The organism is Streptomyces sp. NPDC045678, from assembly GCF_056432085.1.
The window spans coordinates 38,342-52,119 of sequence record NZ_JBWKJS010000004.1 but is presented as its reverse complement, the minus strand read 5'-3'; the positions used below and the strand labels follow the sequence as shown (position 1 = coordinate 52,119).

14 protein-coding genes are annotated in these 13,778 nt (G+C 70.0%); 8 read left to right on the top strand and 6 right to left on the bottom strand.

From position 1 onward, the window contains the following. Positions 1-31: 31 nt before the first annotated feature. Complete coding sequence (locus AC07DO_RS15030; protein WP_479060688.1) at positions 32-508, bottom strand: hypothetical protein; 477 nt, start codon at positions 506-508, stop codon at positions 32-34. Positions 509-615: 107 nt separating this feature from the next. Beyond that, positions 616-1,554, bottom strand: coding sequence for a tRNA (adenosine(37)-N6)-dimethylallyltransferase MiaA (miaA, locus tag AC07DO_RS15025; protein WP_479059814.1), 939 nt, complete (start codon positions 1,552-1,554; stop codon positions 616-618). Positions 1,555-1,736: 182 nt separating this feature from the next. Between miaA and AC07DO_RS15020 the strand changes: the two genes are divergently transcribed. Next, the gene (locus AC07DO_RS15020) at positions 1,737-2,036 is read left to right on the top strand and encodes a hypothetical protein (RefSeq protein WP_479059812.1); all 300 of its coding nucleotides are present in this window, start codon (positions 1,737-1,739) and stop codon (positions 2,034-2,036) included. A gap of 25 nt (positions 2,037-2,061) precedes the next feature. Beyond that, a complete protein-coding gene (locus AC07DO_RS15015; RefSeq protein ID WP_479059810.1) occupies positions 2,062-2,346 on the top strand; it encodes an antitoxin in 285 nt (94 codons plus the stop codon). An 85-nt stretch (positions 2,347-2,431) separates the two neighbouring features. Here AC07DO_RS15015 and AC07DO_RS15010 read toward each other — a convergent pair whose 3' ends face one another. Both AC07DO_RS15010 and miaB read right to left on the bottom strand, forming a co-directional pair. Continuing rightward, positions 2,432-3,169, bottom strand: coding sequence for a class III extradiol dioxygenase subunit B-like domain-containing protein (locus AC07DO_RS15010; protein ID WP_479059809.1), 738 nt, complete (start codon positions 3,167-3,169; stop codon positions 2,432-2,434). A gap of 39 nt (positions 3,170-3,208) precedes the next feature. Continuing rightward, a complete protein-coding gene (gene miaB / locus AC07DO_RS15005) occupies positions 3,209-4,699 on the bottom strand; it encodes a tRNA (N6-isopentenyl adenosine(37)-C2)-methylthiotransferase MiaB (protein ID WP_479059807.1) in 1,491 nt (496 codons plus the stop codon). A gap of 138 nt (positions 4,700-4,837) precedes the next feature. Between miaB and AC07DO_RS15000 the strand changes: the two genes are divergently transcribed. After that, entirely contained in the window at positions 4,838-5,833 is a 996-nt protein-coding gene (locus AC07DO_RS15000; protein WP_479059806.1) for a TAXI family TRAP transporter solute-binding subunit, read from the top strand. A gap of 28 nt (positions 5,834-5,861) precedes the next feature. On the opposite strand, the gene AC07DO_RS14995 is transcribed toward AC07DO_RS15000, so the two are convergent. Together AC07DO_RS14995 and AC07DO_RS14990 are read right to left on the bottom strand one after the other, a co-directional pair. Further along, on the bottom strand, positions 5,862-7,277 hold the full coding sequence (locus AC07DO_RS14995) for a sensor histidine kinase (RefSeq protein WP_479059805.1): 1,416 nt from the start codon (positions 7,275-7,277) through the stop codon (positions 5,862-5,864). Positions 7,278-7,293: 16 nt separating this feature from the next. Next, a complete protein-coding gene (locus tag AC07DO_RS14990) occupies positions 7,294-7,983 on the bottom strand; it encodes a response regulator transcription factor (protein WP_479059803.1) in 690 nt (229 codons plus the stop codon). 313 nt (positions 7,984-8,296) lie between these two features. Between AC07DO_RS14990 and AC07DO_RS14985 the strand changes: the two genes are divergently transcribed. From AC07DO_RS14985 to AC07DO_RS14965, 5 genes are all read left to right on the top strand, one after another. Beyond that, entirely contained in the window at positions 8,297-9,076 is a 780-nt protein-coding gene (locus AC07DO_RS14985; RefSeq protein ID WP_321170618.1) for an amino acid ABC transporter ATP-binding protein, read from the top strand. A 46-nt stretch (positions 9,077-9,122) separates the two neighbouring features. Continuing rightward, the gene (locus AC07DO_RS14980; protein ID WP_479059801.1) at positions 9,123-10,043 is read left to right on the top strand and encodes a glutamate ABC transporter substrate-binding protein; all 921 of its coding nucleotides are present in this window, start codon (positions 9,123-9,125) and stop codon (positions 10,041-10,043) included. Positions 10,044-10,163: 120 nt separating this feature from the next. Beyond that, positions 10,164-10,811 (top strand): amino acid ABC transporter permease, encoded by a 648-nt coding sequence (locus AC07DO_RS14975; protein WP_479059799.1) that lies wholly within the window; start codon positions 10,164-10,166, stop codon positions 10,809-10,811. Next, the gene (locus AC07DO_RS14970; protein ID WP_479059797.1) at positions 10,808-11,776 is read left to right on the top strand and encodes an amino acid ABC transporter permease; all 969 of its coding nucleotides are present in this window, start codon (positions 10,808-10,810) and stop codon (positions 11,774-11,776) included. Before AC07DO_RS14975 ends, AC07DO_RS14970 begins: the two co-directional genes overlap by 4 nt. 277 nt (positions 11,777-12,053) lie before the next feature. Continuing rightward, a complete protein-coding gene (locus tag AC07DO_RS14965; protein ID WP_479059795.1) occupies positions 12,054-13,718 on the top strand; it encodes an FAD-dependent monooxygenase in 1,665 nt (554 codons plus the stop codon). The last annotated feature ends 60 nt before the right edge of the window (positions 13,719-13,778 follow it).

The following is a 13,778-nucleotide window of genomic DNA, read 5'->3' as shown; positions in this document are numbered from 1 at the left end:
GTGGGTACGACACCCGGTCCGCGCGGTGTGCTCAGCGGAGCCTGGCCACCCGCCACACAGCGAGGACCACGGCGCTCAGGAACAGCACGGCGTACCCGGAGACGACGCGCCAGTCCGGGCGGCTCCCGGAGCCTCGCTCGGGCAGTCCCGGCCAGGTGTGGCCGACGCGGCGGGCGGCCATCATGCCCCACCCGGCCGCGCAGCAGCTGATCAGCAGACCGAGCATGGCGACCACCGCGCCGCCGTCGCCGAACTCGAAGGCGAGCGGGAAGGCGAACATCAGGGAGCCGACAGCGGCCAGGATCACGATGGGCGCGAGCTGCCAGATGCGCAGACGCGGCTGGGGTCGCAGCTCGACCTCGACCTCGGCCGCCGCCGACATCTCGTCCGCGTCGGGACCGTCGTCCACCACGCCACCCGACGTCACGCCACCTGACGTCTCGTCGGGACCGTCGGGACTGAGCTGGTCTCCACCGTCATGTGCGGTGTCACGAGGGCCGGCCTCCATCGCCACGCGCCCTCCCACTTCGGACTCCACCGGTCGATCGATGGTCGATGATGGCACGGTGACAGGTGCCGGGATGACCGCCGGAGCGTCCCGATGCCATCACGTGATCAGGCTGTGACCGGTCGTTCGACCAACGTCAGCGCGCGTGCCGGGAGTTCCGCGTGGTCGGCCACTGCCCCGCTGAGCCAGTGCACCCGCGGATCACGGCGGAACCAGGAGTCCTGACGGCGCGCGAAGCGCTTGGTGGCGCGCACGGTTTCGGCCCGCGCCTCGTCCTCGGTGCACTCTCCCGCGAGCGCCGCGAGCACCTGCTGGTAGCCGAGCGCGCGTGCCGCTGTGCGCCCCTCGCGCAGCCCCCGAGCCTCCAGCGCGCGCACCTCGTCGACCAGGCCGCGATCCCACATGCGGTCCACGCGCGTGGCGATGCGTTCGTCGAGTTCGGGGCGTGCCACGTCGACGCCGATCTGGATCGTGTCGTACACGGATTCGTGGCCGGGGAGGTTGGCGGTGAAGGGCTTGCCGGTGATCTCGATGACCTCGAGGGCGCGGACGATCCGACGGCCGTTGCTGGGCAGGATGGCCCGGCCCGCCTCGGGGTCGGCGGCGGCGAGACGGGCGTGCAGGGCTCCGGAGCCGCGCAGCGTGAGCTCCTCCTCCAGGCGGGCCCGTACGTCGGGGTCGGTGCCGGGGAATTCCAGGTGGTCCACGGCCCCCCTGACGTAGAGGCCTGAACCGCCGACGAGGATCGGCCAGCGTCCCTCCGCGAGGAGACGGTCGATCTCGGCGCGGGCCAGCTTCTGGTACTCGGCGACGCTGGCGGCCTCCGTGACGTCCCAGATGTCGAGGAGATGGTGGGGCACGCCACCGCGCTCCTCGGGCGTCAGCTTGGCGGTACCGATGTCCATCCCTCGGTAGAGCTGCATCGAGTCGGCGTTGACGATTTCGCCGCCGAGACGCTGGGCGAGGAAAACGCCCAGATCGGACTTTCCTGCCGCGGTCGGACCGACGACGGCGATGACCCGCGGGGCGGGGGCAGTGCTACTCACCGCCCCAGTCTCGCAAACATCGGCCCCCGTCCCCGAACGAGCTACGTGACGGCACGGCTCTGGGGTCGTTGCCTGTTGCGAGGTTCCGGCCGCCGGTTTCGAGGACCGATGACCCGGGCGACGCAATGGGACGCACCGGGTGGGGCGGGATTTCGCCCACACGAGTAACGTATGGAGTAGATATGGGCGTTTTTGCACGTTTCCGCCGGAAGTCCAAGGAAAGCGAAGAGGCGTCGACCACTGACGCGGCAGCAGCCACGCCGACAGCCGAACCCGAGGCAGCCGAAGAGGCCGCCTCCGAGGCCGACAGCGACGCGAAACCCGCCGCCGAGGCCAGTGCCGATACCGACACCGACAGCGCTGCCGAGGACAAGTCCGCGGAAGCCTCTGAGGCAACTGATGCGGAGGGTGTGGACATTCCGAAGCAGCAGTCCGCTGAGGAGGCGGCCGACAACGAGGCCGACGAGGGCGCCCGCAAGTAGCTCCCCAGTGAGGGAAGGTGGACCCATGGGCTTCCTGGACCAACTGAAAGCCAAACTCGCCCCTGCGAAGGGCAAGGTCTCGGACCTGGCGCAACAGCACGGGGGCAAGATCGACCAGGGCCTGGACAAGGCTGCGAAGGTGGTCGACGAGAAGACCAAGGGCAAGTACAGCGACAAGATCCAGGCGGGCACGGGGAAGGCGAAGGACGCCCTCGACCGCATCGCCGGGGCCGACGGGGACAAGGACGCGGGCGGCAGCGCCGGCCCTTCGACTCCTCAGTCGCCTCCCCCGCCCCCTCCGGCTTCCTGAACCGCAGCGGCGGACGGCCGCGAAGCATCTCGCTTCGCGGCCGCCATCGTGTGTCCGCGCGCGCCGAACCGCCCCGGAAGCCCGGCTAGGACCAAGCAGCCACCACGTACCCCACGCCGTACGGCGCGGCCTCGTAGAGCAGTTCGCCGCTCAGCGCCGCGCCGTCCGCCGCCCCGGCGAGCACCTGCCAGGGTGCACGGCCCGCCGCCTTCAGTTCGTACGCGAGGCCGGCGTCCAGTGCCTTCAGCGCCTCGACGTCGGCCTCTCCGAGGGCGCGCCCGACCTCCGCGTCGAAGCCGGCCGCCCGCTCGTCGAGGTACCCCGGCGCCTTCAGCGTGCGGCACGCGCTGGCGTCGCCCATCACCAGCAGTGCCACCCGGGCGGCCCGGGCCGCGATGTCCCCTCCGACCTGGACACACCGCTCGGCCTCGAGTGGTTCCCCCACACCGAGGCCTTCCACCGGCGCGCTCGACCACTGCGCGCGCTCGAGCAGCCGGCCCGCGACAGCGAGCGACGGCGGGAGCTCACGCTGCGCGGCCCCGGGAGCGGCTTCCGCTTCCGCTCCGGTCGGCACCGGGCCGAGACGGACGTCCACGTCGACTCCGAAGCCCCGGAACGAGCCGCGCGCGCCCTGCGGATGCGGTCCGCGCCCGCTCTGCTCGGCGGGCCCGATCACGACGAGGAGGTCGGGCCGTGCGGCGGCGAGCACCCCGATGGCGTCCGAACACGCCGCACGCGCGGCGTCGAGTTCAGGGGCGGCACCCGCGGCGACCTCGGGAACGAGCAGCGGCGGACAGGGGCAGACGGCTGCGGCGACAAGCATGATCCGCAGCGTAACGCGCCCCGGTAGGACCTGACTCCGTCAGTCGCAGCCGCAGCCGCTGCCCGTCGCCACCGGCAGCGGTGCCGGAGCGCCGATCTTCGGCAGGCCCAGCATCACGCCCGCGGGCCTCGCGGCCGCCTCGGTGTTCCGCTTCTCCCAGGCGTCGCCCGCGCGCGTGGCACGCACGTTCAGGACGGCGCCCTCGGCGAGCAGGTGGTGCGGCGCGGCGTAGGTGATCTCGACGGTCACGACGTCACCGGGGCGTACCTCGGTGTCCGGCTTGGTGAAGTGGACCAGGCGGTTGTCGGGTGCGCGGCCGGAGAGGCGGTGGGTGGCGCCGTCCTTGCGGCCCTCGCCCTCGGCGACCATGAGGTCCAGGGTGCGGCCGACCTGCTTCTTGTTCTCCTCCCAGGAGATCTCCTCCTGGACGGCCACCAGACGCTCATACCGCGACTGGACGACCTCCTTGGGGATCTGCCCCTCCATGGTGGCCGCCGGGGTCCCGGGGCGCTTGGAGTACTGGAAGGTGAAGGCGTTCGCGAAGCGGGCCTCGCGGACCACGTGCATCGTCTGCTCGAAGTCCTCCTCGGTCTCGCCGGGGAAGCCCACGATGATGTCGGTCGAGATGGCCGCGTCCGGCATGGCCGCGCGGACCTTCTCGATGATGCCCAGGAAACGATCCTGCCGGTAGGAGCGGCGCATCGCCTTGAGGATCGGGTCCGATCCGGACTGCAGCGGCATGTGGAGCTGCGGCATCACGTTCGGCGTCTCGGCCATGGCGGCGATCACGTCGTCGGTGAAGTCGCGCGGGTGCGGGGAGGTGAAGCGGACCCGCTCCAGACCTTCGATCTTGCCGCAGGCCCGCAGGAGCTTGCTGAAGGCCTCGCGGTCGCCGATGTCCGAGCCGTACGCGTTCACGTTCTGTCCGAGAAGCGTGATCTCGGAGACGCCCTCGCCGACGAGCGCCTCGATCTCCGCGAGGATGTCGCCGGTCCTGCGGTCCTTCTCCTTGCCGCGCAGCGCGGGCACGATGCAGAAGGTGCAGGTGTTGTTGCAGCCGACGGAGATGGAGACCCAGGCCGCGTACGCGCTCTCGCGGCGGGTCGGCAGCGTCGACGGGAAGGCTTCGAGCGACTCGGCGATCTCGACCTGCGCCTCCTCCTGGACGCGGGCGCGCTCCAGGAGGACCGGCAGCTTGCCGATGTTGTGCGTGCCGAAGACGACGTCGACCCAGGGCGCCCGCTTGACGATGGTGTCGCGGTCCTTCTGGGCCAGACAGCCGCCGACGGCGATCTGCATCCCGGGACGCTTGGTCTTCATCGGCGCCAGGCGGCCGAGATTGCCGTACAGACGGTTGTCGGCGTTCTCGCGCACGGCGCACGTGTTGAAGACGACGACGTCGGCGTCGCCGTCGGCTCCTTCGGGCGCACGTTCGTAGCCGGCGTCCTCCAGCAGCCCGGAAAGCCGCTCGGAGTCATGGACGTTCATCTGGCACCCGTAGGTGCGCACCTCGTAAGTCTTCGCGCTCATCTCGCCCCCCAGGGTACGGGGTCGCCACGCGCGCGTGCCCGCGGATTGCGACCGCGGCATCCGACGACCGGGCTCCGCGACGGCCGGTGTGACCTCTCCCCTGGTCATCACGGTGAGTGGGCTGGCAGGATCGCGCGCATGCTCAAGGCACTCCCCCGGATCAGCAGGCGCCGCGCCCTGCAGGGTTCCGCCGCGTCCCTCGTGGTGTTCGGCCTGCTGATGTGGTGGCTGCTGCCGGTGGGTGAGGAGTCTCCGAGCGGGCGGATCGCGTTCAGCACGGGCGTACGGGAGGGCGTGTACGAGCGGTACGGCAAGCTCCTGGAGGCGGCGATCTCCAAGGACATGCCGGACGTCGACGTCAAGCTCCTCAACAGCGAGGGATCGCAGCAGAACGTCGCGCGCGTGGCCACCGGGAAGTCCGACTTCACCATCGCGGCCGCGGACGCGGTGGAGACGTACCGTCTGGACGCCGCACCGGGCTGGTACCGGCTGCGGGGCTGTACGCGCCTATACGACGACTACGTACAGCTCATCGTGCCCCGGTCCTCGAAGATCAAGAATGTCGCCGATCTGCGCGACAAGCGCGTGGCGGTGGGCCAGGACCACTCCGGGGTGCGGCTGATAGCCGACCGGGTGCTGGATGCCGCAGGCCTCGAACCGGAATCCGACATCAAGCCGGTGGCCGCCGGGATAGACACCATGCCCGGCCTCCTGAAGAGCGGCTCCATCGACGCGTTCTTCTGGTCCGGCGGGCTCCCGACCAACTCCGTGCGTGCCCTCTCCAAGGAGATGGACATCAAGCTCGTGAAGCTGGGATACCTCGTAGAGGCCCTGCACAAGCAGGGCGGCGGCTCGCGCTACTACCGGGCCGCGACGATGCCGGCGGACGCGTATCCCGAGGCCCAACAGGGTTCCGCCGTGCCGACGCTGGCCGTGGCGAACCTTCTGGTGACCACGGACCGCACCGACCCCGAGCTCACCGAGCAGCTGACCCGCACCGTCATCGACAGCCGCGACCGCATCGGGAATGAGGTACACGCGGCGCAGGTGGTGGATCTGCGCACCGCGCTGTTCACGGACCCGCTCCCGCTGCACGACGGGGCTCGCCGCTACTACCGCTCGGTCAAGCCCTGACCCGTCGCGTGAGGCGCCGAGCCGCCCTTCAGGCCGCCCCCAGGGGCTCGCTGCGCGGGACGCTGACCGTCACCCGCAGGCCGTGCGGTTCGTGACGTGCGTACGCGATGGAGCCGCCGCCCGCCGCGAGCAGCGTCCGCGAGATGGACAGGCCGAGCCCCGAGCCCTGCACGTTCTGATGGCGGTTGCTGCGCCAGAAACGGTCTCCGACCCGGGAGAGCTCCTCCTCGGTCAGGCCGGGCCCGCCATCGGCGACCACGACGGTCGTCGTTCCGTTGCTGGACGCGACCACCACCTGCACGGCCCCTCCCTCGGGCGTGAACTTCAGGGCGTTGTCGATCACCGCGTCCAGTGCGCTGGAGAGGGCGATCGGGTCGGCCCAGCCGGTGGTGGCCGGGCAGTCGCCCGTCAGCCGCACGCCCCGCTCGTCGGCGAGCGGCCGCCAGGAAGCGACACGCTCGGCGGTGAGCTCTCCGATGTCGACGACGCTCAGGTCCGCCGCGGCGTGTTCCGCGAGCGCGAGGTCGAGCAGATCGTCGAGGACCTGGGCCAGCCGCTTGCCCTCGGTGCGGACCGAGGCGACCTCTTCGTTGTCCTCCGGCAGTTCGAGGGCGAGGAGCTCGATGCGGAGCAGAAGCGCCGAGAGGGGGTTGCGCAGTTGGTGGGAGGCGTCGGCGACGAAGGCGCGCTGCTGCTCCAGGACGTCCTGGACGTTGTCGGCCATCTCGTTGAACGAACGGGCGAGGCGGCGTAGTTCCGGTGGTCCGCCCGCTGCCGCGACCCGGGACTTGAGGCGTCCTGTCGCTATGTCGTGCGTGGTCGCGTCCAGGATCCGTACCGGGCGCAGCACCCAGCCGGTGAGCCGCAGGGCCGCTCCGACGGCCAGGAGCATCGCCGCCGACTCGCCCGCGGCGATGAGCAGCCAGCCGTGCAGCGTCTTGGAGCGCATGCGTCCGGTCGGCGAGTCCGTGACGACGACTGCGATGACGTCGCCGTCCTTGATCACCGGGGAGGCGACGGCAAGCCGCCCCCGCTGCCACGGCCAGACCTGCTCCGGGTCGTGGCTGCCGCGGGAGCGCAGCGCCTCCTCGAAGGCGCTGCGCAGGGCTCCCTGGCGGGGCAGGAACCAGTCGTTCGGGGACTGGGCCATGGCACCGTCGTCGCGGTAGAAGACACCCGCGCGGATGCCATAGACGTCGTAGTAGTCGTCCAGTTCGTTCTGCAGTGTTTCGCGGCGTTCGTCCGTGCCGCCCCATCCCAGTGGGCCTGTGGGGCGTTTGGTGACGAACTGCGCGAGCGAGGCGAAGCGGGCCGTGTCGTCGATCCGGTCGACGACCACCTTCTGCTGCTGGGCCGCGGCAACGCTGACGGCGAGCGGAAAGCCGAGCGCGAGCAGTACACCCGCCATGAGGACGATCAGCAGCGGGAGGAGGCGGGAACGCACCGGTCCTTGCTCCTGGCTACGCGGCCGGGGCGACGAGGCGGTAGCCGACGCCGCGTACGGTCTCGATCAGGGCCGGCATGTTCAGCTTGGAACGCAGGGAGGCCACGTGCACCTCCAGCGTGCGCCCGGTCCCTTCCCAACTGGTGCGCCACACTTCGCTGATGATCTGCTCCCGACGGAAGACCACTCCGGGGCGCTGCGCGAGGAGAGCGAGCAAGTCGAACTCCTTGCGGGTCAGTTGGACAACCGAACCGTCGACGGTGACCTGTCGCGTGGGCAGCTCGATGTGAACGGACCCGAGCCGCAGTTCGCTGTCCTCCGATGCCGGCGTACTCCCGGGGGTGGGTCGGCGGATGACGGCGTGGATGCGGGCGATGAGCTCCCCTGTGTCGTAGGGCTTCACTACGTAGTCATCGGCTCCGAGGTTGAGGCCGTGGATCCGGGAGCGTACGTCCGAGCGGGCCGTCACCATGATCACGGGTGTCGAGCCGCGCTTGCGGATCTTTCCGCACACCTCGTAGCCGTCCTGGTCGGGCAGACCCAGGTCGAGAAGCACCACTCCGAAGGGGGGCGTTTCCGCGGGCAGCAGGGCCTGCAGAGCCTCCTCTCCGTTGCGGGCGTGCTTGACGTCGAAGCCGTGCCGGGCCAGGACCGCGGACAGGGCGGCCGCCACATGGTCGTCGTCCTCGACGAGAAGCAGTCTCATAGGGGCCCCCTTCGGTTCATCGGTCGTTCCGTCGCGGCAGGTCATCATGGCCGGTGCCCGCGCGAGGCACCAGGGCGGGTCGCCGGGGCGCGAGCCATCAAGGCATCCACGCCGATGCATAAGGACCACGTCAAGAGGGTTCAGGTCACGAGCACGTTCCGTTACCCACCCGGTACGCGCTCCGTGGACCCTCTTCACACGGTGTGTCCGGTTGCGGCCGGATCGTTATGCTCAATTTCCCCTCAGATGTAATGACGCTGGTCGCACTGGGTTATTACTGTCCTCCCAACCGAGGAGGATGGAGCAACAAGCCGTGACCGAAGTATCGGTGACCAAGGACGCGATACCGCCCGGGGCGGACGACCTGGTCGTGCTGAAGAACGTCAACAAGCACTTCGGCGCTCTGCACGTGCTCCAGGACATCGACCTGACCATCGCCCGCGGTGAGGTCGTCGTCGTGATCGGCCCCTCCGGGTCCGGCAAGTCGACCCTGTGCCGCGCCGTCAACCGCCTGGAGACGATCGATTCGGGAAGCATCTCGATCGACGGCAAGCCGCTGCCCCAGGAGGGCAAGGAGCTCGCGAAGCTCCGTGCGGACGTGGGCATGGTCTTCCAGTCCTTCAACCTTTTCGCGCACAAGACCGTGCTCGAGAACGTGACGCTGGGCCAGACCAAGGTGCGCAAGATCGGCAAGGCGGAGGCGGAGGCGAAGGCGCGCGGTCTGCTCGACCGTGTGGGCGTCGCCTCCCAGGCCGACAAGTACCCCGCGCAGCTCTCCGGCGGCCAGCAGCAACGCGTCGCCATCGCGCGCGCGTTGGCGATGGACCCCAAGGTGATGCTCTTCGACGAGCCCACGTCGGCGCTCGACCCGGAGATGATCAACGAGGTCCTCGAGGTCATGCAGCAGCTCGCCCGGGACGGGATGACGATGGTCGTCGTCACCCACGAGATGGGCTTCGCACGCTCCGCGGCCAACCGTGTCGTCTTCATGGCGGACGGCCGGATCGTCGAAGAGGCCGTGCCGGACCAGTTCTTCAACAACCCGCGCAGCGACCGGGCCAAGGACTTCCTGTCGAAGATCCTTAAGCACTGAGGCTCCCACGCCGTCTCCACACCAGTCGAAACAGAGGATGTTCACCATGAAGCTCCGCAAGTCCGCTGCTGCGGCGGCCGTCGTCGCCGCTCTCGCCCTGACCGCCACGGCCTGCGGCGGCGAGGAGGGCACGGCCGGCGACAAGCCGAAGGACCCGACCGGCGGCAAGAACGCGCCCAAGCTGCCCACGTACGACGTGAAGTCCGGCGTGAAGGTCGACTCCTCGGTCCTGAAGAAGGCCCAGAAGTCCGGCAAGATCGTCATCGGTGCCAAGGACGACCAGCCGTACCTGGGCTTCAAGGACAGTGCAGGCAAGCGCTCCGGTTTCGACATCGAGATCGCCAAGATGGTCGCCGCCGACCTCGGCTTCAAGCCCGACCAGATCGAGTTCAAGACGATCGACTCCGGCGTCCGCGAGACCACCATCTCCAAGGGCGACGTCGACCTCTACGTAGGCACGTACACGATCAACGACGAGCGCAAGAAGCAGGTCGGCTTCGCCGGTCCGTACTTCATGGCGGGCGCCGATCTTCTCGTCCGCTCGGATGAGAAGGACATCACCGGTCCGGACTCCGTGAAGGGCAAGAAGGTCTGCTCGATCGTCGGCTCCACCCCGCTCCAGGAGATCAAGAAGTCGAAGTACGGCGCGAAGACCGTCGAGCTGGCCAAGTACTCCGAGTGCGTACAGCAGCTCATCAACAAGGAGGTCGACGCCGTCACCACTGACGACGCCATCCTCAAGGGGTACGCGGCGCAGCAGCCGGACGCGCTGAAGGTCGTCGGCAAGCCCTTCACCAAGGAGCCGTACGGCATCGGCATGAGCAAGGACGACAAGGCCCTGCGCGACGCCGTGGCGGACGCCGTCGAGGCGCACCAGAAGAACGGCGACTACAAGAAGGCGTACGACGCGACGCTCGGCCTGTCGAAGTCCGAGTACACCGAGCCGCCGGCCCTCGAGCGCTACTGATCGCGCCGAACCGTCCGTCCCACTCCCCGGCAGTGAGTTGACCGGGTCCCCGTACGCATCCCGGTGCGTACGGGGGCCGGCTCACCCTGCCCGACCACTGCCGCCCACGAGGACATCCCCGTGAATGTACTGCTCGACCACTTTGCGGAATTCCGCGAGGGATTCATAGGCACGGTCTGGCTGACCGTGGCCAGCAGCGTGCTCGCGCTGTTCCTTGGCGTCGTGCTCGCCGGTTTCCGGGTCTCCCCGGTGCCGCCGCTGCGGTTCTTCGGCACCGCCTGGGTCACCCTGTTCCGGAACACGCCGCTCACGCTGCTCTTCCTCACCATCTGGTTCGCCGTGCCGCAGGTCTTCGACTTCGGCTTCGACCCGTGGACCAAGGCGCTGATCGTGCTCAGCGTCTACACCTCGTCGTTCGTCTGCGAGGCCGTACGGTCCGGTATCAACACCGTGCCGATCGGGCAGGCCGAGGCCGCCCGCTCTCTCGGCATGACGTTCTTCCAGACGCTCGGAACGATCGTCCTGCCCCAGGCCGTGCGCACCGTCCTGCCGCCGCTGAGCAGCATCTTCATCGCGCTGACCAAGAACTCGGCCATCGCGGGCGCATTCAGCGTGACGGAACTGTTCGGATGGCAGAAGGTCCTCAGCGACCAGGGCTTCGCCATCGGCTGGCTCTTCCTCTGGGTGGCGCTCGGCTACCTCGTGATCACATTCACCATCAGCGGCCTGTTCCGGCTGCTCGAGCGGAGCCTGGAGGTCGCACGATGAGCTCCAGCGTCCTGTACGACGCTCCGGGCCCCAAGGCCCGGATGCGCAACCGCATCTACTCGGTCATCGGCACGGTCGCGATCCTCGGCCTCATCACCTTCGTGATCATGCGGCTCGCCGACCGTGGCCACTTCGCATCCGAGGTCTGGAACACCTTCAACTACGCCAACGTGCGGATCACGATCCGTGACGGCATCTTCACCACGCTGAAGGTCTTCGTGCTCGCCGGCGCGCTCTCCCTGGTGCTCGGCGCGCTGCTCGCGGTCGCCCGGGCGTCGGATCACCGCGCGGTCCGCTGGCTGGCCACGGCGTTCATCGAGTTGTTCCGTGCCATCCCGCTGCTGATCACGATCTACGCCCTCTGGGTGCTCTTCCTCACCTACAAGAGTGACCTGGGCATCGTCGGGGAGAACAACGGCTTCTGGGCCCTGGTCATCGGTCTGGCCGTCTACAACGGCGCCGTACAGGCAGAGGTGCTGCGGGCCGGTTTCAACGCCGTGCCGCGCGGTCAGGTGGAGGCGGCGTACGCACTGGGACTGCGCAAGTCCCAGGTGATGACGATGCTGCTGCTGCCGCAGGCCGTCAGGTCCATGCTGCCGACGATCATCAGCCAGCTGGTGGTCACGCTCAAGGACACGTCGCTCGGCTACATCATCACCTACGCGGAGCTCCTGTACGCGGCCCGGCAGCTGGCCAACACGACCCTCGTCAACGGCCAGTACATCTACGTTCCGGTGATCATGGTCGTCGGCACGATCTACGTGGCGATGTGCATGGCGCTCTCCGGCCTCGCCACCTGGGTCGAGAAGCGCGGGCGCCGCACCAAGACGGGCATCGCCGTCGCCGCGGCCGCCGAGCCCGCCGAGGCTCCGGGGGTGCTCGACCCGTCCGCCCCCAAGGGTCCGGCGGTCGATGCCGAACGGGCGACCGCCAAGGCCGACGAGCCGCCCGGCAAGACGGACTGAGTGGGTTTCAGAAACGAGTCGAGGTAAGAGGCGGCGTCCCTGGGACGCCGCCTCTTACCATTCCGGACCGGTTCTCCGACCTGCGATGTGACGATCGGACGGAGCGGCGCCGCCGAAGGTCCCGTCGGGGCCGCCGTCGCTTGACGCAAGCACCGGCAATAGGTTGCATACGTTCTGTGATCGTGCACCGGGCTCCAACTGCCAGTTCCTGTACGTACGTCCAGAGCATCCGGGCAGCCCGGACCCTCGGAGCCCGCCGGGCCGGAGGATGTGCGCCGTGGACCCGGTGATCGTTGTCGGCGCGGGCCCGGTCGGACTCGCGCTCGCGCTCGCCCTCGCCCGCCACTCGGTGCCCACCGTCGTCCTCGACGAAGGACCCGGCAAGGACGAACAGCGACCGGCGCGGACCGCCGTCCTCCGCGACGACACCGCGGCGTTCGCCGAGCGGCTCGCGGGTCACTCGTTCGGCGACACGGAAACAGGCGCGCGGTGGACCGGCTGGCGCTCGGTGCGGCGCAAGCAACTGATGCGGGAGCTCGACTTCGACGAGACGACCCCGGCTCCGCTGCACCTGCCGCAGCACGAGCTGACCGCCGCGCTGCGCGAAGCCATCGCCGACGAGCGGCTGGTCAAGATCGCGGTGGACAGCAAAGTCGACTCCCTGGAACAGGACGCCGGCGGTGTGACCGCACACACCCGCGGGCCCAAGGGAACCTGGTGGCGCGGCAGTTATCTCGTGGGCTGCGACGGCTCGCGCTCCACCGTGCGCAAACTCCTCGACGTCCGCTTCCCCGGACGTACGGCCGTCGAGCGACACGCCGTGGCCGCGCTGCGCACGGAACTTCCGTGGCCCGGTCAGGCGTTGTTGCATCGGATGCCTCCGTGGCGCCACGGGGGCGCCGAGGTGGTGGGGCGGCCGCTGGCCGGCGGAGTGTGGCGGCTCGACTGGCTGCTTCCGCCGCGCGGCGACCTGGTGACGCCCGACGCCCTCGTCGTCCGCATCCGGGAGACCCTCGCGGGCTGGTGCGGGGGTTCCACACCGCCGTACGAACTGCTCGACACGGGCGTGCACACCGTCCACCACCGGCTCGCCCGCCGGTGGCGGGTCGGCCGTGCCTTCCTCGCCGGGGACGCCGCGCACCTGCTCGGCGCGCTCGGCACGCAGGGGCTCGACGAAGGGCTGCGGGACGCCGACAACCTCGCGTGGAAGCTGGGACTCGCCTGGCACCACGGCGCGCGCGAAGCGCTGCTCGACAGCTACCAGGTCGAGCGCCGGGCGGGGGTGGCCGCGCGGCTGCGCGCCGCCGATCAGTCGCTGCCCGCGCTGCGCGGCAGCAAGAACCTGCGCTCGTACGTACCCGGGGCGGCCCGCGGGCACGACACTCTCCTCACGGACGGTCACGTCGGGCGCGGCCCCCTCGGCGCGCCCTCGTCGTACGCCGATTCGCCGCTCGCGCCCGCTCCCTCCGAGTCCGTCACCGCGGTCGGAACGGAGCCCGGCGCGCCGGTCGCCGATGTGCGGGTGACAGCGCCGGACGGGTCCTTCGTCCAGCTGCGCGACCGCCTCGGGCTCGGGCACCTGATCGTCGTCCTCGTCGCGCCGGGCACCGTGGTGTGGGAGCGGCGGCACTGGGTGACCGCCGGGATCATGCCTCGGCTCGCCGCCGCGGTCACGGCCCTGCCGCACGCCGCCGAGCTGCTCGTCGCGGAGAGCTACCCCGGGGCCGCGGCCCACTCGATCCTGCTCGTACGACCCGACGGCCACCTGGTCACCGCGCTGTCGGGGGTACGCCCGGCCGAGCTGTACGCGGCGGCAGAGGCGGCGCTGGGCGGCCCTGCTCCGACGGGGCGCGGGGACGGCGCGGAGCGGCCCGACCGCACCGGCACGGGCGAGGAGGAGAGCTCGGCGGGGGCCGCGGGGGCGGCACGGCGTTCGGGGTGAGGGAAGCGTCGGCGAGTGCCGGTCTGCGGGGCGAGGGCGTGCCGGGGGGCGGGCGCCGGC